This window comes from Mesorhizobium tamadayense (genome assembly GCF_003863365.1).
Taxonomy (GTDB): Bacteria; Pseudomonadota; Alphaproteobacteria; order Rhizobiales; family Rhizobiaceae; genus Mesorhizobium; species Mesorhizobium tamadayense.
On record NZ_RQXT01000012.1, the window covers coordinates 113,957 to 133,360 of the forward strand.

Below are 19,404 nucleotides of genomic sequence, written 5' to 3' on the forward strand. Positions count from 1 at the left end.
CTCATTTCGATTCGATCTTGGCGAGGCCTCCCATGTAAGGCCGCAGCACTTCAGGAATGGTTACGCTGCCGTCCTCGTTCTGGTAGTTTTCGATGACGGCGATGAGAGCACGGCCGACCGCGGTGCCCGAACCATTGAGGGTGTGGACGAAGCGGTTGCCCTTGCCGTCCTTGTCCTTGTAGCGCGCATCCATGCGCCTGGCCTGAAAATCGCCGCAGACCGAGCAGGACGAGATTTCGCGATAGGCGTTCTGGCCGGGCAGCCAGACCTCGATGTCGTAGGTCTTGCGCGCGCCGAAACCCATGTCGCCGGTGCACAGCGTCACCGTGCGGAACGGCAGGCCGAGCCGCTTCAGCACCTCTTCGGCGCATTGCGTCATGCGCTCATGCTCGGCCAATGAGCTTTCCTGGTTGGTGATGGAGACCAGCTCGACCTTGTAGAACTGGTGCTGGCGCAGCATGCCGCGCGTGTCGCGGCCGGCCGAGCCCGCTTCCGAGCGGAAGCACGGCGTCAGCGCCGTATAGCGCAGCGGCAGTTTTTCATGCGGCGTGATTTCTTCACGCACAAGGTTGGTGAGCGGCACTTCCGCCGTGGGGATGAGGCCGAGGCGTCCATCGCCATGCGGCGTGAAGAATAGGTCAAGCTCGAATTTCGGCAGTTGGTTGGTGCCGAAGAGAACCTCGTCGCGCACCATCAGCGGCGGCTGAACCTCCACATAGCCGTGCTCTGTCGTGTGCAGGTCGAGCATGAACTGGCCGAGCGCGCGTTCCATGCGCGCGAGCTGGCTCTTCAGCACCGTGAAGCGCGAGCCCGACAGCTTCGCCGCCCGCTCGAAATCCATCATGCCGAGCGCTTCGCCGATCTCGAAATGCTCCTTCACCCAGTTCGGGCGCGTCGGCACCTCGCCGACGATCCGCTTGACGACGTTGTCGTGCTCGTCCTTGCCGACCGGCACGTCGTCGAGCGGCACATTGGGCAGCACCGCAAGCGCGTCGTTCAGCGCCTTGTCGAGCTCGCGCTCGCGCGCCTCGCCGTTCTGGATAAACGCCTTGATCTCGCCGACCTCGGCCTTGAGCTTTTCCGCAAGCGCGGCGTCGCCCGAGCGCATGGCATTGCCGATCTCCTTCGAGGCGGCGTTGCGGCGTTCCTGCTTGACCTGCAACTCGCTGAGATGCGCGCGGCGCGCCTCGTCCCTTGCGATCAGGTCATCGACGGTGGACTGCGCGTCGTCGGCCGACCACGAGCGCTTCACCAGCGCCTCGACCAGGGCCTTCGGATTGTCGCGAATCCATTTGATGTCAAGCATGGTTGTCCGTCCTCGAGTGAGGTTCGAGGGCCTAAACCGCATCCTTGGACGATGCAAGACGGCGGCAGCCGGCAGCCGTGTTTTTCAGGCTTTGGCGGCTTTTTTGGCCCTAGGTGGACGGCGCGTCGGGCGTTTTTTCGGCGACAGTGCCGCCTGCTTCTTCTTGCCTTTCGCGCGCCAGGCGATCGCGCTCCCGGCTGCGTTCGATCAGGCGCGAGGAGAATATGGCGACCTCATAGAGCAGAATGGTCGGGATCGCGAGGCCGATCTGGCTCATCGGATCGGGCGGGGTCAGCACCGCGGCGACGACGAAGGCGATGACGATCGCCCATTTACGCTTTTCGGCGAGCGTCTGCGACGACAGCAGGCCGACGCGCGTCAGCAGGCTGGTCACCACCGGCAGTTGGAACACCAGGCCGAAGGAGAAGATCAGCGTCATGATCAGGCTGAGATATTCCGACACCTTCGGCAGCAGCGATATCTGCACCTGGTCATTGGTGCCGACCTGCTGCATGGCGAGGAAGAACCACATCACCATCGGGGTGAAGAAGAAATAGACCAGCGAGGCGCCCATCAGGAACAGGATCGGCGACGCGATCAGGAACGGCAAGAAAGCGCTGCGCTCGTTCTTGTAGAGACCCGGCGCGATGAACTTGTAGATCTGCGTGGCGATCAGCGGGAAAGCGATGACCATGCCGCCGAACATGGCGAGCTTCACCTGGGTGAAGAAGAACTCTTGCGGTGCGGTGTAGATCAGCTCGACCTTATGCGGGTCGAGCCCTGCCCATTGCGTCGCCCATTTGAACGGGACGACCAAAAGGTTGAACAGTCGCTTGGCGAAGAAGAAGCAGACGAGGAAGGCGACGAAGAAGCCGCCCAGCGACCAGATCAGGCGCCGGCGCAGCTCGATAAGGTGCTCGATCAGCGGCGCCGACGATTTCTCGATCTCTTCCTTCTCCTTGTCCGAGACGCTCACTTGGCGGCTCCCGCCGTCTTCTTGGTGTCGGTTGTCTTCTTCGCGGCCGGCTTCTTCGGCGCGGCGGCCTTTGCCTCAGACTTGCTAGCCACCTTCCGGGCGGGCGCAGCGGCCTTGGCCGCCGCCGGCGACGAGGATTTTGTCGACGCTTTCTCGGCCGGCGCCTTGGACGCTGCTGTTTTCGCTGCGGCCCCGGCGGTCCTTGTCTTGGAGGTCGCCGCCTTCTTCGCCGGCTGCGCCGCCGGCAGGGCGGTCTCCGTGACCGGTGCGGTCCCAGAGGCGTCGGCCATGGCCGGGAATACCGGCGCGGCCGGAGCGGCTTCGGTCCCGTTGACGCCCGGCATCTCCGTCGCGCCGTTCTTCAGCGGCTCGGCTGCCTGCGGTTCCGATGCAGCCGGATCGGCCGGCTTGGGCTTCATCATGGTATCGACGCCGGCGCGCACATCGGCAGCGGCCTGCTCGAACGGATTGAGCTGCTTGCGTATCTCGGTCATCGGATTGAGGCCCCGAAGGCTGTCGACCGAACTCTTGACGTCGTCGAGCTCGGCCTCCTTCAGCGCGTCATTGAACTGCTTCTGGAAGTCGGCCGCCATGGTGCGCAATTTGGCTGCGGTGCGGCCGAAGGTGCGCAGCATGCTGGGCAAATCCTTCGGTCCGACGACCACGATCATGACGACCGCGATCACCAGCAGTTCGCTCCAACCGACTTCGAACATGGCAATCTATTCCGACTAGTGCATGTCGCCCAAAAGCGCGAAGCGGTTTTGGGACAACGACATGCACAAAGCAACAATCGAGCTCAGCTCTTGCTGGCCTTTTCCTTGGCCGCCGGCGAAACGGTCTCGTCGGCGCGGTGCTCGACGGTACGCTTATCGTCCGCGGTGTCGTCGTCAGCCATGCCCTTCTTGAAGCTCTTGATGCCCTTGGCCATGTCGCCCATCAGCTCCGGCAGCTTGCCGCGGCCGAACAGCAGCAGCACGATGACCAGAACGATCAGCCAATGCCATATCGATAGTGAACCCATAACAATCTCTCTCGAATGTTTCCCTCGGCGATCATCTATGCGTTTTCGCTCGGGGATTCAAACACAACTGCGATGAAGTTGATAAAATGGCTTGCGGATGTCACGCACTTTCGGCGTGAGCGCCTTGCTACGAATCCGCGCAGCCCCTGCTAATAGACCATTCGTACCGGATTCGCGCTCACTCTTCCGTGACGCGCGGCGTGAGCAGCCCGAGCTCCTCGAGGTCGATGTCGGTCAGCGCATCCTCGTCCTCGGCCAGCGCGTCCGGATCGGCCGGCGGCACCGGCATCGAGAAATTGGACGGCATGCGCGTCGAAAGCAATCCCGCGCCCTTCAGCTCTTCCATGCCGGGCAGATCGCGGATCTCCTCCAGCGCGAAGTGGTCCAGGAAGGCATCGGTCGTGCCGTAGGTCACCGGCCGTCCAGGCGTGCGGCGCCGGCCGCGCATCCTGACCCACTCCGTTTCCAGCAGCGTGTCGAGCGTGCCCTTCGATGTCTCGACACCCCTGATGTCCTCGATCTCGGCGCGCGTGACCGGTTGGTGATAGGCGATGATCGCCAGCACTTCGAGCGCCGCGCGAGAGAGCTTTCTCTGCTGCACGGTGTCCCTGCTCATCAGGAAGGCGAGATCGCCGGCGGTGCGGAACGCCCAGGCGTCGGCGACCCGCACCAGGTTTACCCCGCGCTTGGCGTAGACTTGCTGGAGATCGGCCATTGCCGCCGCGATGTTGATGCCCTCGGGCAGGCGCGCAGCCAGCTGCCTTTCGCTGACCGGCTCGGCGCTGGCGAAAATGATCGCCTCCGCCATGCGGACGGCCTCCGACAGTTGCAGCCGCTCGGCGGGGTTCTCGATTGAACCCTGTTCGGCCATCTCGTCTTCCGGCTCGTCCTCGACCTTGAACGGAATGACCGAAGCGTTGGCGCGTTCGCTCATGATACCACCTCGACTGCCCTAATCCCTTGCGTGCGGCCGCGCAGATAAAGCGGCGCGAAAACCTGGTCCTGCCGCATTTCCAGTTTGCCCTCGCGCACCATTTCGAGCGTCGCCGCGAAGGAACTGGCGACCGCCGTGCGCTTCTCTTCCGGCGCCGCCAGATATTCGATCAGGAAGCTGTCGAGCGCCGTCCAATCGCTCAGCGTGCCGACCAGCCGCGCCAGCACGTCGCGTGCGTCCTTGAGCGACCAGACGGAGCGGCGGGCAATCGTCACGTTGTTGATCGCCTGGCGCTGGCGCTGCTGCGCGTAGGCGGTCAGCAGATCGTAAAGCGAGGCCGAATAGGCGTTGCGCTTCTCGACGATCACCATTTCCGGCATGCCGCGCGCGAAGACGTCGCGGCCGAGCCGGTTGCGGTTGACCAGCCGTGCTGCGGCGTCGCGCATCGCTTCCAGCCGCTTCAGCCGGAATTGCAGCACCGCCGCCAGTTCCTCGCCGCTCTCGCCCTCCTCGCCCGGCTGCTTCGGGATCAAGAGCTTCGATTTGAGGAAGGCAAGCCACGCCGCCATCACCAGATAGTCGGCCGCAAGCTCGAGTCTCAGCGCCCTCACCTTCTCGACGAAGGCCAGATACTGCTCGGCGAGCGCCAGGATTGAGATGCGGGCGAGATCGACCTTCTGGTTGCGCGCCAGATGCAGGAGAAGGTCGAGCGGTCCCTCGAAGCCGGCGACATCGACCACCAGCGACGGATCGCCTGTGAGGCGTGAATCGTCGTTCTCGGCCCACAAACGGTCCATCGGTGCGGCCTTCTCGGCCTTGCTGTCCAATGTTTCCGCCACTTGCCCTTCTATCCCTTCGGCTTAGGCCACCGCTTCGAAATAGGTGGCGAATTCCGCGCGTATCGCGCTTTCGTCCGCGACATCGCGGTCCTTTATATAGGTCAGCGCCCGCTCCGCTCTCGCCAAGGACTTGCCCTCGAGCGCCGTCGTGCGTGACGCGATGCCGGACATTTCCTCGAAAACGCCGTTGCAGTGAAGGACGAGATCGCAGCCGGCCGCAAGGATCGCGGCCGCCTTTGTCGGGAAATCCCCAGAAAGTGCCTTCATCGAGGTGTCGTCGCTCATCAACAGCCCGTCGAAGCCGATCTCGCCGCGGATCAGCTCGTTGACGACCTTGGCCGAGGTCGTCGCCGGATTGTCCGGGTCGACGACGCTGTAGACGACATGCGCCGTCATCGCCATCGGCAGCTGGTTGAGCGCCTTGAACGGGGCGAAATCATGTTGCCGCAACTCAGCAAGCGGCGTGTCGACCGTCGGCAGCGCGAAATGCGTGTCGGCGAACGCACGGCCATGGCCGGGAATGTGCTTCATGACCGGCAGGACGCCGCCCGACATCAGTCCCTCGGCCGAAGCCCGGCCAAGCTCGATCACGGCATTGGGCTCCATGCCATAGGCGCGCGCGCCGATGACATCGCTGGCGCCCGCGATGGGGACGTCGAGCACCGGCAGGCAGTCGGCGGTGATGCCGTGGCGCAGCAGATCGAAGGCGTGCAACCGCGCGAGTAGCCACGCGGCGCGGCGGCCGGCCTCGCGATCGTCGCGCCAAAGCGCGCCAAGCGCGCCGCCCGCAGGATAGTTCGGCGCCAGCGGCGGCCGCAGGCGCTGCACCCGGCCGCCTTCCTGGTCGATGAAGACCGGAGCGTCCGGCCGTCCGACGCAATCGCGCATCGAGGCGACCAGGTCGCGGATCTGCTCGGTCTCGCCGACATTGCGCGCGAACAGGATGAAGCCCCACGGGCGTTCGTCACTGTAGAAACGGATTTCCTCGGAAGTGAGCGATTTCCCGGCGCAGCCGAGGATCATGGATTTTGATTCGGTCATGGACGGAAGCTTAGGCCTTTGGGAAAGCAAAGGGAATCACCCCCGCCCACTACTGCCGCCTGAATGCCGGGAGCCGTCCACAACGAAAAGCCGGCGCTGCCTTGGGCAGCGCCGGCTCTGAGACGGTGCGAGGCGGTCAGCGCGACACGAAGCAGGTGCCGCCGGCCGCCTTGTAGCTGGTGCACAGGTTGATCGCGTCGTTGCGCGACTGCGCCGGAACGCGGACGCGGTAGAACGTGCCCTTGCCGGCGATCTCCGCCTTGACGATATTGGCTGTGCGCCCGGAGAGGACGCTGCCGTAGCGGCGCTGCAGGTCCTGGTAGGTCGACTGGGCGCTTTCGACCGTCGGCTGCGAGGCGATCTGCATCGACCACGAGCCACCGCCCGATGCCACCGCCGGATCGATCGAGGCGACCTGGTCGGGCTTGACCTCGCCGACGATGTCGACCGGCTGGTCGGACGGACGCGGCGGCGCCACCGGCACCTTCGCCGGCGTGTTGGAAGACTGGGCCTTGGCTTCAGCCTTCGGCGCGGCAGTGGGTTTCGCAGGCTTGGCGGTCTCGCCCTGACCGGAAACCGCCTGATCCGTGGACTGGTCGATGGCCGATGCGACGGTTCCCGTCGGCTGGGTGTCGCCCTGCCCGGCCGGAGCGACGTGCTGCGGTGTCGGATCGGCTGGCTCGGTCGCCGCGACTTTCGGCGCGGCGGGAGCCGGATCCTCGCGCGGAACCAGCGAGCCGTCAGGCTTCACCATCATGGTCTTGACCTTGCGCGGCGCAACGGCGACGACGTCGTTGTTGGCCCCCTTGTCGGCTTCCTGCAGCACCTGGGCGATGCGGTCCTCCGATTTCGGCGCCGGGGCGGCCGGCTGCGCGCTCTCGGGCGCGGCGGCCTGGGCACCAGCCGGCGCTGCTGCGTCCGGAGCCGGCGCTGCTGCGTCCGCACCCGGCGCTGCCGCGTTCGGATTGCCCGCTGCGTCCGTGCCCGGCGCGGCATCGGTATCGTCAGGCGAAAGATCGACGATCCGGCTCTGCGGCGGTTCCTTCGACGCCACGTCGATCGGTTCCTCGCTATTGGTCACCAGTTTCTGTTGCACCGGCTCGGCGGGCTTGGCCGCGCCACCCTTGGCAACAGCGTCATAGACCTTGTTGTCCTGGTTCGGCACCACCGTGCCGCCCGGGTTTTCCGGCTTGACCTTGATCGGCGAATTGTCGGCCTTCACGATCACGGGCGCTTCGCTGCCGCCCTTGCCGCCAAAGGAGAAGGCGAGAGCGCCGAGACCGCCGGCGACCACCACGGCGCCGACGAGCGCGGCAAGCATCAGGCCGCGGCTGCGCGGCTTCGCGGCTGCGCGCTCGTCAAGGCCTGGCACGGTCATCGCCTCGTCGAGCTCGGGATCGTAGTCGAGCTCGTTTGTGGCGAAATCGTCAAGCTGCGATACCGGGCGGCTGCCGGGCAAATCGTCGGCGTCGAACCCGCTTGCGGCCGCGGCATTGGACGGGGCCGCCGGGGCGGCGGGCGCCTCGGCGCGCAACTCGCGACGATCATAACCGGTCTTGAAGCCGGCATTGTAGGAATCGTCGTCATAACCCCGGCTCTGCACCGGAGCAGCCGCGATCTCGGTCGCGTTCATCTCGTTAAGCAGGCCCGCAAACTCGGCATCGAGATCGTCATAGGCGGATGCCGCCGGCTGGTCCTCCTCGAAGCTGAGCTCCGGGATATCGAGGTCGTCGGCCAGCGCCACCACACGCTCCGGCACGTCGACCGTCTCGACGTCGGGCATTTCTTCCTGATGGCGAGGCGCCGAGGCTGGCTTGGCGTAAGTGATATAGTCCTTCGCCGGCTCGTCACGATAGGCCGGCGTCGCCATCTGCGGCGCCGGCTTGGTGTAGGCGGAATAGTCTTTCACCGGCTCGTCACGATAGGCGGGCGCCGCCATTTGCGGCGCCGGAGCCGCCGGCTGCGGCGCGAACGATGCCTGCACAGGAGCGGCGACCGGGGTCACGCGGCTCCAGGACCGGGACGACTCGGCGGGCGCGACCGGCGCATCCTGCTCGATGCCCTTGGCGAAGGCGGCATCGAAAGCCTCGTCATCGAAATCGATGCTCGGTTCGGCATCCTGTTCGGTCGCGATGTCTTCGAAGCCCTGCCGGTCGAGCTCGCCGGCGAGCAGCGTATCGAGATCGGCATCGGCCGGTTCGGCGGTCTGCTCGTTGCGCGCAAGCTCGTGCTCGTCGAGATCCCAATCGAGATCATCGGCAACGGCGGCCTGATGGCCGGCATAGCTGGCCGGCTGCTGTGCCGGAGCGGTTTCCTTGGCAGCTGGAACCGGGGCAACTGGAACCGGGGCCACCTGAACGGGAGCAACCGGGGCCGGCGCAACTGGAATGGGCCGCGCGGTCATGGCGCCGAGCAGCGCGTTGAGCTCGTCTTCCAGGCTCCGCTCGCTGCTGGTCGCGGCCGGCTTGGCCGGCTCGACCGCCGCGACCGGCGGAACCCGGGCCGTCACGGCCGGAGCAGGCTCCGCGAATGACGGCTCAGCCGCGGCGACGGGCTCGACAGCGGGAACTTCCGGTTCCTCGGCAAGCGCGTCACCGAAGTTGAGTTCGAAATCGTCTTCGAAGACCAGATCGGTCGTGGCCTCGTGGTCGGCGATGGGTTCAGGAACGACGGCGGGAGCTTCCGGCTCCTCGGCAAGGGCGTCACGAAAGCTGAGCTCGAAATCGTCTTCCAAGACCTGATCCGCAGCGGCCCCCCGGTCAGTGACAGGCTCGTGATCGGCGACAGGCTCGGGATCGGCGTCAGGTTCGGGATCGGCGGCGAGATGCGCTGCCTCGGCAGGCGCCTCTACGGTCTGCGGCTGATCGTCATCGACAGGCAGTTCCTGCTCCAGGATCAGGTTCCGCGGCTGATCGGGATCCATGTCGACATCGGCCGTGGCCTGATCGAATTCGGCCTGATCGAATTGGCTGTCGAAATCTTCGTCGGCGATCGGCCGGTCGGCAGCGGCGTGAGTCTCGATCGGCTCAACGTCGGCGGCTTCGGGCTGCTCGATATCACGGTCATCGAACGCCAACTCGTCCTCGAGCGACATCTGGACCGCGTTGTCGAAATCGGCGTCGAACGCCGTCTCGGCCACAGGCTCGACAACAGCAGACTCGGCGGCCGCTACGGCGCCGTGGTCCGTGTCGGGCACATGATGGTCGATCCCGAAGTCCTCATCCAGCGAGGCCGCCATTTCCTGGTCGATGGAAAGGTCGTCTTGCAGGGGCGAGACTTCCAAGGAACTCGCGACCGCCTTGTCGAAATCATCGTCGAAGGCCGTGTCCGCGGCCGGCTCCGGCGTGCCCGGCGTCGCGAAGTGGGCATGATCCGCGGCGTCGTCAAAAACAAAATCCTGCTCGAACGACGCGGCGATCTCATCGTCGGTGCGAGCAGTATAGGCAGCCTTGTAAGCCGGCTCGTCCTGGGCGGCCGGCTGCGCGGCCGGCGCGCTTTCCTCGGCAGCGTCGAATTCGCCCATCAGCTCCTTTTCGAGGTCGATGTCGAAATCGGCCTCCTCCGCGGCCTGGTTTGCGGGCGCAGCCTTTGCGGCCATTGGCGCCTGCGGCCTGACCGGCTGACGCGGGTCGAAGCCCATGATCCGGGTCAGTTCCGCGAACGGATCGTCATCGGCGATGTGGTTGTTTGCGGCTGCTTTCAGCTGGGTTCTGTCTGCCATTATTGTTCCCGAACTCGCACACAGTCGGACGCCATGGACGTCGCGCAGGGTTGGCCCTTACCAGCGCAATGTGGGCAAAAGGTGACAGGTTTTTTAGTCAAACCTAACGCATTTCGGTAGGCGCATCAGCTCCTATCAGCGTCAGGCCGGAGGTCAAAACATCCGAAACAGCCTGCACCAGCCCTAGTCTGGCATACGTCAATTGTGGGTCGTTAACCTTAACAAAACGTAAGTCCGGGTTGTCGGTGCCCCGATTCCAGTGTGCGTGGAAGCTGGACGCCAGATCGTAGAGGTAGAATGCCAGCCGGTGCGGCTCCAGCGCAAGCGCCGCGGATTCGATTAGCCGTGGATATTCAGCCAGCTTCCGGATCAGGCCGATCTCGCCCTCGTCCGTCAGCGACGCAACCGAGGCCACGAGCCGGTTGCGGTCGAAATTCGCCTCACCCAATTGCTCGCTCGCCTGCCGGAACACCGAGTGGCAGCGCGCCGAGGCGTATTGCACGTAGAACACCGGATTGTCCTTGGACTGCTCGGTGACCTTGGCGAAATCGAAATCGAGCGGCGCATCGTTCTTGCGGTAGAGCATCATGAAGCGGATCGGATCGCGGCCAACCTCCTCCACCACGTCACGCAGCGTAACGAAATCCCCTGACCGCTTCGACATCCTGACCGGCTCGCCGTCGCGGAACAGCTTCACCAGTTGGCAGAGCAGAACCGTCAGCTTGACCGTGTCGCCGGCGACCGCGCGCGCCAGCGCCTCCAGCCGCTTGACGTAGCCGCCATGGTCAGCGCCGAGCACATAGATGAGATCGACGAAGCTGCGGTCGACCTTGTCCTTGAGATAGGCGACGTCGGCCGCGAAATAGGTAAACGAGCCGTCGGACTTCACCAGCGCCCGGTCCATGTCGTCGCCGACGGCGGTCGAGCGGAACAGCGTCTGCTCGCGATCTTCCCAATCATCCGGCTTCTCGCCCTTCGGCGGCGGCAGCTTGCCCTTGTAGATATGGCCCTTGAGCGTCAGGTCGGCGATTGCCGCCCGGATCTTCTTGGCATTGTCGGCATGCAGCGTGCGTTCGGAGAAGAACACGTCGTGATGCACGTTGAGCAGCGCCAGATCCCCGCGGATCATCGCCATCATCGCGTCGACCGTGCGATCCTTGATGATCGCCAGCGCTTCCTCTTCCGGCATCTCCAGCAGGCCGAGGCCGAACTCCTCGGCCAACGCTTGGCCGACAGGAACCAGATAGTCGCCCGGATAGAGGCCGGGCGGGATCTCGCTGATGTCTTCGCCAAGCGCCTGGCGATAGCGCAACATGGCCGAGCGTCCAAGCACGTCGATCTGCGAGCCGGCATCGTTGATGACATATTCCTTGGTCACGTCGTAGCCGGCGAAGGCCATCAGATTGGCTAAAGTGTCGCCGACGACGGCGCCGCGGCAATGGCCGACATGCATCGGGCCGGTCGGATTGGCCGAGACATATTCGACATTGGCCTTGCGGCCGCCGCCGATCGTTGAGCGGCCATAGTTGCGGCCCTCGCCGAGCAGCACCGCCAGATGCGCCTGCCAGAAACCGTCCTGCAGCCTGAGGTTGACGAAGCCCGGCCCGGCGACATCGGCCGACGCGATGTCGGCGTCCGCGTGCAGCGCCTCGGCCAGCCTTTCCGCCAGCACGCGCGGGTTCTGCCCGGTGGGCTTGGCCAGCACCATCGCCGCATTGGTGGCGATGTCGCCATGGCTGGCGTCGCGCGGCGGCTCGACCGCGATACGCGACAAATCCACGGCTCCGCCATCCCTGTCTCTCAGATCAAGGGCTTCGACAGCTTTTACGATCCGCGCGTTGAAATCGGCGAAGATATTCATTGGGTGTGCTCTGGGCTTTAGAGAGGCGACCAGCTGCTCGGCCGGCAAAATCGTGGCTCGCCCTAGCTCAAATCGGGCGTATGGTCAAACAAACGCCTATGCTCCTTGAGCGCATAGGTGTCGGTCATGCCGGCCAGGAAATCGGCGACGCTGCGCGCCTTGATGCGATCTTCAGCGCGGTCGAGCCCTTCGCGCCAGCCGTCCGGCATGGCGTGCGGGTCGGCGAGATAGGCATCGAACAGGTCGCGGACGATCTGTTCGGCGTCGGTCCGCACGCGCATCACTTCGGCATGCCGGTAGAGATGCTTGTACAGAAAAGCCTTCAGTTCCCTTTCGGCTGCGGCCATGCCTGCGGAGAAGGTCACCATCGTCTCGCCCGCCGCCCTCACCGCATCGGCGCTGTCCGGCTTGAGGCGCTCGATGTTGGCGGCGGTAGAAGCAATGACATCCTCGACCATCATGGTGATCTGCCGGCGCATCAGCTCGTGGCCGGTGCGCACGTCATCGAGCCCCGGATAGCGGGCGCGCACGGCCTCCAGGATCGATCCCGGCAGGCCGACGTCTTCCAGCATGTCGAGTGCCAGGAAGCCGGACCGCAACCCGTCGTCGATGTCATGGTTGTTGTAGGCGATGTCGTCGGCAATTGCCGCGCATTGCGCCTCGATGCCGGCAAAACGGTCGAGCTCGAGGTCGTGCAGCTCCGAATAGTCGCGGATCGCCTGCGGCACCGGCCCCTTCAGCCCCTTGCCCGTCGCATCGGTGAGCGGTCCGTTGTGCTTGACCAGGCCCTCAAGCGTTTCCCAGGTGAGGTTCAGCCCGTCGAACTCGGCATAGCGCCGCTCCAGCCGGGTGACGACGCGCAGCGACTGCGCGTTATGGTCGAAGCCGCCCCAGCCGGCCATCTTCTCGTTCAGCGCCTCCTCGCCGGTATGGCCGAAGGGCGTATGGCCGAAATCATGCACCAGGGCGACCGCCTCGGCGAGATCCTCGTCGCCGCGCAGCGCCCGCGCCAGGGCGCGGGCGATCTGCGCCACCTCGATCGAATGCGTCAGCCTGGTGCGGTAGTGGTCGCCCTCATGCGCGACGAACACCTGCGTCTTGTGCTTCAGCCGGCGAAAGGCGGTGGAATGGATGATGCGGTCGCGGTCGCGCTGGAACGGCGTCCGCGTCGGGCTTTCGGGCTCATCGAACAGCCGGCCGCGCGAACGCGTCGGATCGCTCGCATAGGCGGCGCGCGGCCGGTAGCCGAATCCGATATCGCCGAGAGCATCCTTGCCCATTCACCCACCAGTTGACTTGCCCCCGTCCGCTTCATACCTATCATGGGAAACCGAAAGCAAGGTGACGCCGATGGGCGCGGATGCCAAGACTGCCATGAAAGTCGAAATGACCGACGCCGCCGCCAAGCGGATTGCCAGGATTCTGTCCGGCGAGCCCAGCAAGACGGCGATGCGCGTTTCCGTCGAAGGCGGCGGCTGCTCCGGCTTCTCCTACAAGTTCGATCTGGTCGATGTGCGCAACGACGACGACGTGGCCATCGAGAAGGATGGCGCTACTGTCCTGATCGACGACCTCTCGCTGGTCTATATGGGCGGCTCGGTGATCGACTTCGTCGACGACCTGATGGGCCAGTCCTTTCAGATCAGGAACCCGAACGCGGTCGCCTCCTGCGGCTGCGGCACCAGCTTCTCCATCTAGCGGGCCGGGATGCCTGCCATCGGCGCGGTCCGCCAGGTCGCGCTTTCGGCCGGGCGCGATCTCGACGCGACGCTGGCCTTCTGGCAGGGCGTGCTCGGCATGAGCGTGCATGCGCGCTACGATCCGCCCGGCATTGCCTTCATCGTGGCGGGCGGCGTGCGGCTGTTCTTTGGCGACGGCGTGCCGCCGGGCACCGTCTATCTCGACATTGCCGGTCTTGAGGCCTTCCATGCCGAGGCGAAAGCCGCCGGCGTTCCTTTCACCGCGCCCCCGACGCTCGTCCATCGCGACACCGAGGGCCAGTTCGGTCCGGCGGGGGATAGCGAATGGATGGCCTTTCTAAAGGACCCGGCAGGCAATACGATCGGCCTCGTCGAGCGCCTTGCTGGGGAAGAACATTGAGGTCCGCATGAAGATCGTCACCTGGAACATCAACGGCGTTCGCGCCCGCATCGGCAACCTCACCCACTGGCTGACCGAGAGCGCGCCGGACATCGTCTGCCTTCAGGAGATCAAGACCGTCGACGACCAGTTCCCGCGTGCCGAGATCGAGGCGCTGGGCTACAATGTCGAGACCAACGGCCAGAAGAGCTTCAACGGCGTTGCCATCCTGTCAAAGCTGCCCTTCGACGAGGTCAATCGCGGTCTGCCCGGCGACGATGTAGACGACCACGCGCGCTTCATCGAAGGCGTCTTCTCGACCGACAAGGGCGCGCTGCGCGTCGCCTCGCTCTATCTGCCGAACGGCAATCCAATCGACGACGAGCGGAAGTTTTCCTACAAGCTGTCATGGATGGCCAGGCTCGAGCGCTGGGCGGAAGAACGGCTGAGGCTCGAGGAAGCGCTGGTGCTGGCCGGCGACTACAATGTCATTCCCGAGCCCGCCGACGCCAGGTTCCCCGAGAATTGGCTAGGCGACGCGCTGTTCCAGCCGCAGACGCGGCAGGCCTTCCGCCGCCTGAAGAACCTGGGCTTCACGGAGGCTGTGCGCGCCGTCACCGATTCGCCCGATGTCTATACCTTCTGGGACTATCAGGCCGGCGCCTGGCAGAAGAACAACGGCATCCGCATCGACCACCTGCTTTTGTCGCCTGAAGCCGCCAACCGCATTTCCTCGGCCTCGGTCGAAAAGCATGTGCGCGCCTGGGAAAAACCCTCCGACCATGTGCCGGTGGCGATCGAGCTCGCCTTGCAACCGGCCTGAAAGCGCTGCTTACGGAACTCTCGCCAAGACCCTGATATCGCCACAAATCGCGCGTCTGATGCGAATTGTTGCGGGGGTTCGATGGCGATCCGATTTGTTCTTTGCCCAGTCGGTCTTGCGCTGGTGCTTGCCGCGCCGGCGCTGGCGCTCGCGGCCCCAGAGTGCCTTGCCAACGGCAAATCGTTCAAGATCGGTGAGATGGCCTGCCTGACCGTTGCCGGCGAAAGTCACCTCGCCCGCTGCGACATGGTTCTCAACAACACGTCCTGGACGAAGGTCAAGGACGGCTGTCCCGGCGAGAACCCGCCACCGAAACTGCATCCGACCTCGATCTTGACACCTGCGCCAAGCATGCTGCCGACGGAGCCGACCGAGAACTGAGGCAGAAGCTGCCGCTTACTGGTCGCCGTTGTTGCCCTTGGTCAGGATGTCGTCGGCCAGCGAAATCGCCGTGCGGCGGTCGGCTTCGCCGGCGGCGGCGAAGGCCTCTTCCTGCATGCTGCGGATCCAGGGCTGGTCGGTCGGCGGAGCACGCTCAAGTGCGGCCGTCATCATCGCCAGGCCGCGCACGACCTTGCCGCTCTGGAACAAGAGATTGCCGAGCGTCGCCTGCGCGCCGGCATGGCCTTTTTCGGCCGCGAGCTGCAACCAGCGCCCGGCCTGCTTGACGCTGGCCTTCACGCCGCCCTCGCCCTTGAGGAACATCTGGCCGATTTCGAACTGGGCGTTCGGGTTACGGTAATTGGCGGCGGCGCGCATGTAGTACTCCTGCGCCGCGACCTCGTTTTCCTCGACCGGGCTGCCCGGAATGCCTTTGCGCAGATAGTCGCCCAGCGCGACAAGCGCGTCCGAGACATAGCTTTCCTCCGGCGAGCCGGGCTCGACATCCTGGTCGACGATTTCCGAGAAGAACTTGAAGGCCGCATAGTCGTCGCGCGCCACGCCGTCGCCTTGGGCATACATGCGCGCAAGCTTCCAGGTGGCGCCGATCTGGCCGTTCTCGGCGGCATATTTATAGGCCTCGACCGCCTGGTCCTTATGGCCGTTCTTGTAGGCGGAAAAGCCGAACTGGAACACCGCCCACGGGCTCGACTGCGGTTTCACTCCGGTCTTGTCGTCGAACACCTTGTCGTCGAAGGCCATGGCCTGCCCGGTGGCGCCCAAGGTCGCAATCGCGACCAGTGCCGGCAAGACAAACGACCGCAACACCTCAAATGTCCGCATAGCAGTGTGTTTCTTTCGCGCCGCCCGGATGGGTGACCGCGCCGTCGCGAGCCGACCCTACGGTCTGCGCATATTTCCAGATCGCGCCGGACTGATAGTCGGTCTTGCGCGCCTTCCAACTCTTTGCCCGCGCCGCCAACTCGGCGTCCGACAGCACCACCTCGATCGTGCCTTTGACGGCGTCGATCGAGATCACGTCGCCATCCTTGAGTAGTCCGATCGGCCCGCCGACCGCCGCCTCCGGCCCGACATGGCCGATGCAGAAGCCACGCGTGGCGCCGGAAAAACGCCCGTCCGTGATCAGCGCCACCTTGCCGCCCATGCCCTGGCCGTAGAGCGCCGCAGTCGTCGACAGCATCTCGCGCATGCCCGGCCCGCCGCGGGGCCCCTCGTAGCGAATGACGAGAACCTCGCCTTCGCGGTAGTTGCGCTGCGTCACCGCTTCGAAGCATTCCTCTTCCGAATCGAAGCAGCGCGCCGGACCTGAGAATTTCAGCTCCGACATGCCGGCGACCTTCACGATCGCGCCTTCGGGGGCAAGGTTTCCCTTCAAGCCCACAACGCCGCCTGTCTTGGTGATTGGCCGATTGGCGGGACGCACAACATCCTGACTGTCATTCCAGGCTACGTGCTCCATATTTTCGGCCAAAGTGCGGCCAGTGACAGTCATGCAGTCGCCGTGCAGATAGCCATGGTCGAGCAGCGTCTTCATCAAGAGCGGAATGCCGCCTGCCTCGAACATGTCCTTGGCGACATATTTTCCGCCGGGCTTGAGATCGGCGATATAAGGCGTCTTCTCAAAGATCGCCGCCACGTCGAAGAGGTCGAACTTGATGCCGGCTTCATGCGCGATCGCCGGCAGGTGCAGCGCCGCGTTGGTCGAGCCGCCGGTGGCGGACACGACGGTTGCGGCATTCTCCAGCGCCTTGCGCGTGACGATGTCGCGCGGCCGGATGTTTTTCGCGATCAGCTCCATGACCTTTTCGCCGGAGGCGAAATTGAAGCGGTCGCGCATCTCGTAGGGCGCCGGGGCGCCGCAGGAATAGGGCAACGCCAGGCCGATCGCCTCGGCGACGGTCGCCATGGTGTTGGCGGTGAACTGGGCGCCGCACGACCCCGCCGAAGGACAGGCCGCCTGCTCGATCTCGAGCAGCTCGGCGTCGGAGATCGTGCCGACCGAATGCTGGCCGACCGCCTCGAACACGTCCTGCACGGTGATCTGCCGGCCGCGATAGCTGCCGGGCAGGATCGAGCCGCCATAGATGAAGATCGACGGCACGTTGAGGCGGACCATCGCCATCATCATGCCGGGCAGCGACTTGTCGCAGCCGGCGAGCCCGACCAGCGCGTCGTAGCAATGGCCGCGCATGGTGAGCTCGACTGAATCGGCGATCACCTCGCGCGACACCAGCGACGACTTCATGCCCTGATGGCCCATGGCGATGCCGTCGGTGACGGTGATGGTGCAGAATTCGCGCGGAGTGCCGTTGGCGGCCGCCACGCCCTTCTTCACCACCTGCGCCTGGCGCATCAGCGAGATGTTGCAGGGCGCGGCTTCGTTCCAGCAACTGGCGACGCCGACCAGCGGCTGCGCGATCTCGGCCGCCGACAACCCCATGGCATAGAGATACGAGCGATGCGGCGCGCGCGCCGGACCAACGGTCACGTGGCGGCTGGGCAGCTTGGCCTTGGAGATCACCTTGGCGTCCATACTCGTCCTTGCCGCGTCTCACGCGGCCTGCCCCATCGCCCGGCCATCCTGGCACGCATCCCGAGACCTATCCGGGTTGCGCCGGGTTTATGGCGGGAAATGGGCAGTTCCCTCGGCAAGACTTCTAGCGCAGGGGTTGTTCATAAACTGTTGCTGAAACGTCACAATCGCGCGGAGCGCCAGTCGTGACGCGAATTTGCAACATAGCGTCTGCCGATCGGGCCAGGCTATTGATTACCAACAAAAAAGGCCGGGCGATGCCCGGCCTTTTTTCTTGAAATTTGCGGACCTTAGAATTTGATCTTGATGCCGCCTGAAATCGCAGTAACCAGATCGTTGCCGAAATCGTAGCTGGCGTCTGCACCAACAATTTTGCCGTTCTCGCCAATCAGTATCCCGGAATGACCGCTGGTCAACACGCCGATCGCACCGGCCAAGCGAACCTCGATGTTGGGCTGTGGCGTATAGGCGACCCCGCCGCCGACTGTCCAGGTATCCGTCTGCGCGCCGTAGCCATGCGAGGTGCCGCGATCCCAGGAAAGCTGACCGGCGGCGCTCCACTGATCGTTGAACTTGTGGCCGATGCCGCCCGACACGGTCCAGCCATCACGATACATCAGGTCGAGGGAAGTCACCTCTCCCGGACCGTTGGTGAAACAAACCGAAGAAGGAACGCCCACCGGACAGATCGGAACGCTCTGCAGAATGCTCCAATTGACCCACTTGATCGAACCGAAGGCGAGCCATCCGGGCGCGATGCCCGACTGCAGTTTCAATTCCACCACATCCGGCATGTGCTGCGTTGAACCGTAGATCGGGAAAGCGGCGACGCCGACATTCGTCAGATCCAGCGTGCCCGAGATGTTGTCGAGCTTGACCTTCGAATTGTAGACGAGGCTCGCCCGCAACGCGATATCGGGGATTTCGTACGCGATGCCAGCGCGCCAGCCCCAGCCATTGCTCGTCAGCTCGACGCGACCGGTACCCCCGAAGTCGGGCACCAGCGGTGACACCAAGTCTTCCTTGAAGCCGTAAACCTTCTGATAGAAAACGCCGCCGATGAAGCGGAGCTGGCCTTTGCCCGCATCCATTTTGTAGGAGCAGGTTGCCGCGTAGTTGTCGCTCTTGATGTCGGTTTCCATGTTGGAAAACGCGCCGTTCCACACGCCGGGCGCAGTATGCGCTCCCCAAGGCTGCGAATAGTCGACCATGCAGTCGACGCCTTGCACAACCTGGACCTTGGCGCCGATGCGCGGCACCCAGTAACCCTCGGCTCCATCAGCTGTGGTGCCGAAACCAAGGTCGGCCCCGCCAGGACCGCGTGCATTTTTGTACTTGCGCTCCGGCATCACATAGGTCGCTTCGGCTTCTGTGGCGAACGGCGCCGGATCGAACAGAAGGTCGATGTCGTAGCCGCCGCGCTCCAAGCCGCCGGCATGCGCCGGGTGCATCGCCGCCCCGACCAAAGCCAGCGAAAAGCACCCTGCCCCCAGCAGCGCTTTCAGACGCAAAATGTTCATGGAATTCCCTCCCCGAAATACGCGGGATCAAGCTAGAACCAATTCGGGTTAAAGGCGCAACTACGAATTCAAGAGTTGTACGCGTACACCTTGACAGCTCGCATTTTCGCCATCGTGCCCGGCCGCGATATCGAGCCTAATCGCGGCTTAACAATCATCGAATGGCAGGAAAAAGCTGCACAAACCTTTCAATACAGCCCGAAAACAGGCCATTTGGAGGAAATAGGCCCCATTGTTACATTATGGCAACAATGGGGCCAAAAGTTTCCTGTTTACGTCAAAATTAACGCTGCCGAACGCCTGTTTTCGAGGCAATGAAGCAGCCTTTAAGCAGCTCCTAAAACT

Annotated in this window: 18 protein-coding genes; 5 read left to right on the forward strand and 13 right to left on the reverse strand. The window is 64.3% G+C overall.

Annotation, left to right across the window (positions count from 1 at the left end; all coding sequences use genetic code 11):
• Position 1 precedes the first annotated feature (1 nt).
• The 10 genes from serS to EH240_RS12945 all read right to left on the reverse strand — a co-directional run bounded on the left by serS (position 2) and on the right by EH240_RS12945 (position 12,982).
• Positions 2 to 1,306 (reverse strand): serine--tRNA ligase, encoded by a 1,305-nt coding sequence (gene serS / locus EH240_RS12900; protein WP_124998740.1) that lies wholly within the window; start codon positions 1,304 to 1,306, stop codon positions 2 to 4.
• Between the two features lie 109 nt (positions 1,307 to 1,415).
• Positions 1,416 to 2,282, reverse strand: a complete 867-nt coding sequence (tatC, locus tag EH240_RS12905) for a twin-arginine translocase subunit TatC (protein WP_124998742.1) — start codon at positions 2,280 to 2,282, stop codon at positions 1,416 to 1,418.
• Complete coding sequence (gene tatB, locus EH240_RS12910; RefSeq protein WP_124998744.1) at positions 2,279 to 2,998, reverse strand: Sec-independent protein translocase protein TatB; 720 nt, start codon at positions 2,996 to 2,998, stop codon at positions 2,279 to 2,281. The genes tatC and tatB overlap by 4 nt, the downstream gene beginning before the upstream one ends.
• An 83-nt stretch (positions 2,999 to 3,081) precedes the next feature.
• The gene (locus EH240_RS12915) at positions 3,082 to 3,306 is read right to left on the reverse strand and encodes a twin-arginine translocase TatA/TatE family subunit (RefSeq protein WP_124998746.1); all 225 of its coding nucleotides are present in this window, start codon (positions 3,304 to 3,306) and stop codon (positions 3,082 to 3,084) included.
• A 178-nt stretch (positions 3,307 to 3,484) separates the two neighbouring features.
• Positions 3,485 to 4,240, reverse strand: coding sequence for an SMC-Scp complex subunit ScpB (gene scpB / locus EH240_RS12920; protein ID WP_124998748.1), 756 nt, complete (start codon positions 4,238 to 4,240; stop codon positions 3,485 to 3,487).
• Positions 4,237 to 5,037 (reverse strand): segregation and condensation protein A, encoded by an 801-nt coding sequence (locus EH240_RS12925; RefSeq protein ID WP_124998808.1) that lies wholly within the window; start codon positions 5,035 to 5,037, stop codon positions 4,237 to 4,239. The genes scpB and EH240_RS12925 overlap by 4 nt, the downstream gene beginning before the upstream one ends.
• A 63-nt stretch (positions 5,038 to 5,100) precedes the next feature.
• On the reverse strand, positions 5,101 to 6,120 hold the full coding sequence (gene nagZ / locus EH240_RS12930; RefSeq protein WP_124998750.1) for a beta-N-acetylhexosaminidase: 1,020 nt from the start codon (positions 6,118 to 6,120) through the stop codon (positions 5,101 to 5,103).
• A 136-nt stretch (positions 6,121 to 6,256) separates the two neighbouring features.
• Complete coding sequence (locus tag EH240_RS12935; protein WP_124998752.1) at positions 6,257 to 9,841, reverse strand: SPOR domain-containing protein; 3,585 nt, start codon at positions 9,839 to 9,841, stop codon at positions 6,257 to 6,259.
• 103 nt (positions 9,842 to 9,944) lie between these two features.
• The gene (gene argS / locus EH240_RS12940; RefSeq protein WP_124998754.1) at positions 9,945 to 11,702 is read right to left on the reverse strand and encodes an arginine--tRNA ligase; all 1,758 of its coding nucleotides are present in this window, start codon (positions 11,700 to 11,702) and stop codon (positions 9,945 to 9,947) included.
• A gap of 62 nt (positions 11,703 to 11,764) precedes the next feature.
• A complete protein-coding gene (locus tag EH240_RS12945; RefSeq protein WP_124998756.1) occupies positions 11,765 to 12,982 on the reverse strand; it encodes a deoxyguanosinetriphosphate triphosphohydrolase in 1,218 nt (405 codons plus the stop codon).
• 70 nt (positions 12,983 to 13,052) lie between these two features.
• Here EH240_RS12945 and erpA point away from each other — a divergent pair, with 70 nt between their 5' ends.
• The 4 genes from erpA to EH240_RS12965 all read left to right on the forward strand — a co-directional run bounded on the left by erpA (position 13,053) and on the right by EH240_RS12965 (position 14,985).
• On the forward strand, positions 13,053 to 13,400 hold the full coding sequence (gene erpA / locus EH240_RS12950) for an iron-sulfur cluster insertion protein ErpA (protein ID WP_124998758.1): 348 nt from the start codon (positions 13,053 to 13,055) through the stop codon (positions 13,398 to 13,400).
• 9 nt (positions 13,401 to 13,409) lie between these two features.
• Complete coding sequence (locus EH240_RS12955) at positions 13,410 to 13,802, forward strand: VOC family protein (protein WP_124998760.1); 393 nt, start codon at positions 13,410 to 13,412, stop codon at positions 13,800 to 13,802.
• Positions 13,803 to 13,809: 7 nt separating this feature from the next.
• Positions 13,810 to 14,604, forward strand: a complete 795-nt coding sequence (gene xth, locus EH240_RS12960; RefSeq protein ID WP_124998762.1) for an exodeoxyribonuclease III — start codon at positions 13,810 to 13,812, stop codon at positions 14,602 to 14,604.
• Positions 14,605 to 14,685: 81 nt separating this feature from the next.
• Complete coding sequence (locus EH240_RS12965) at positions 14,686 to 14,985, forward strand: hypothetical protein (RefSeq protein ID WP_124998763.1); 300 nt, start codon at positions 14,686 to 14,688, stop codon at positions 14,983 to 14,985.
• A gap of 15 nt (positions 14,986 to 15,000) precedes the next feature.
• Here EH240_RS12965 and EH240_RS12970 read toward each other — a convergent pair whose 3' ends face one another.
• The 3 genes from EH240_RS12970 to EH240_RS12980 form a co-directional block, all read right to left on the reverse strand.
• Positions 15,001 to 15,828 (reverse strand): tetratricopeptide repeat protein, encoded by an 828-nt coding sequence (locus EH240_RS12970; RefSeq protein ID WP_124998765.1) that lies wholly within the window; start codon positions 15,826 to 15,828, stop codon positions 15,001 to 15,003.
• Entirely contained in the window at positions 15,815 to 17,539 is a 1,725-nt protein-coding gene (gene ilvD / locus EH240_RS12975) for a dihydroxy-acid dehydratase (protein WP_124998767.1), read from the reverse strand. Before ilvD ends, EH240_RS12970 begins: the two co-directional genes overlap by 14 nt.
• 290 nt (positions 17,540 to 17,829) lie before the next feature.
• A complete protein-coding gene (locus EH240_RS12980) occupies positions 17,830 to 19,059 on the reverse strand; it encodes an OmpP1/FadL family transporter (RefSeq protein ID WP_124998769.1) in 1,230 nt (409 codons plus the stop codon).
• Between the two features lie 90 nt (positions 19,060 to 19,149).
• Here EH240_RS12980 and EH240_RS12985 point away from each other — a divergent pair, with 90 nt between their 5' ends.
• Positions 19,150 to 19,377: a hypothetical protein gene (locus EH240_RS12985; protein WP_124998771.1), complete on the forward strand. Its 228-nt coding sequence runs from the start codon at positions 19,150 to 19,152 to the stop codon at positions 19,375 to 19,377.
• The last annotated feature ends 27 nt before the right edge of the window (positions 19,378 to 19,404 follow it).

Excerpts from the sequence above, each read along its gene's own strand:
- xth (WP_124998762.1), top strand. The coding sequence starts at position 13,810 with ATGAAGATCGTCACCTGGAACATCAACGGCGTTCGCGCCCGCATCGGC.
- EH240_RS12955 (WP_124998760.1), top strand. The coding sequence starts at position 13,410 with ATGCCTGCCATCGGCGCGGTCCGCCAGGTCGCGCTTTCGGCCGGGCGC.
- argS (WP_124998754.1), bottom strand. The coding sequence starts at position 11,702 with ATGAATATCTTCGCCGATTTCAACGCGCGGATCGTAAAAGCTGTCGAA.
- nagZ (WP_124998750.1), bottom strand. The coding sequence starts at position 6,120 with ATGACCGAATCAAAATCCATGATCCTCGGCTGCGCCGGGAAATCGCTC.
- scpB (WP_124998748.1), bottom strand. The coding sequence starts at position 4,240 with ATGAGCGAACGCGCCAACGCTTCGGTCATTCCGTTCAAGGTCGAGGAC.
- EH240_RS12945 (WP_124998756.1), bottom strand. The coding sequence starts at position 12,982 with ATGGGCAAGGATGCTCTCGGCGATATCGGATTCGGCTACCGGCCGCGC.
- EH240_RS12965 (WP_124998763.1), top strand. The coding sequence starts at position 14,686 with ATGGCGATCCGATTTGTTCTTTGCCCAGTCGGTCTTGCGCTGGTGCTT.
- EH240_RS12915 (WP_124998746.1), bottom strand. The coding sequence starts at position 3,306 with ATGGGTTCACTATCGATATGGCATTGGCTGATCGTTCTGGTCATCGTG.
- ilvD (WP_124998767.1), bottom strand. The coding sequence starts at position 17,539 with ATGGACGCCAAGGTGATCTCCAAGGCCAAGCTGCCCAGCCGCCACGTG.
- erpA (WP_124998758.1), top strand. The coding sequence starts at position 13,053 with ATGGGCGCGGATGCCAAGACTGCCATGAAAGTCGAAATGACCGACGCC.
- EH240_RS12970 (WP_124998765.1), bottom strand. The coding sequence starts at position 15,828 with ATGCGGACATTTGAGGTGTTGCGGTCGTTTGTCTTGCCGGCACTGGTC.
- tatB (WP_124998744.1), bottom strand. The coding sequence starts at position 2,998 with ATGTTCGAAGTCGGTTGGAGCGAACTGCTGGTGATCGCGGTCGTCATG.
- EH240_RS12925 (WP_124998808.1), bottom strand. The coding sequence starts at position 5,037 with ATGGACCGTTTGTGGGCCGAGAACGACGATTCACGCCTCACAGGCGAT.
- EH240_RS12980 (WP_124998769.1), bottom strand. The coding sequence starts at position 19,059 with ATGAACATTTTGCGTCTGAAAGCGCTGCTGGGGGCAGGGTGCTTTTCG.
- EH240_RS12935 (WP_124998752.1), bottom strand. The coding sequence starts at position 9,841 with ATGGCAGACAGAACCCAGCTGAAAGCAGCCGCAAACAACCACATCGCC.
- serS (WP_124998740.1), bottom strand. The coding sequence starts at position 1,306 with ATGCTTGACATCAAATGGATTCGCGACAATCCGAAGGCCCTGGTCGAG.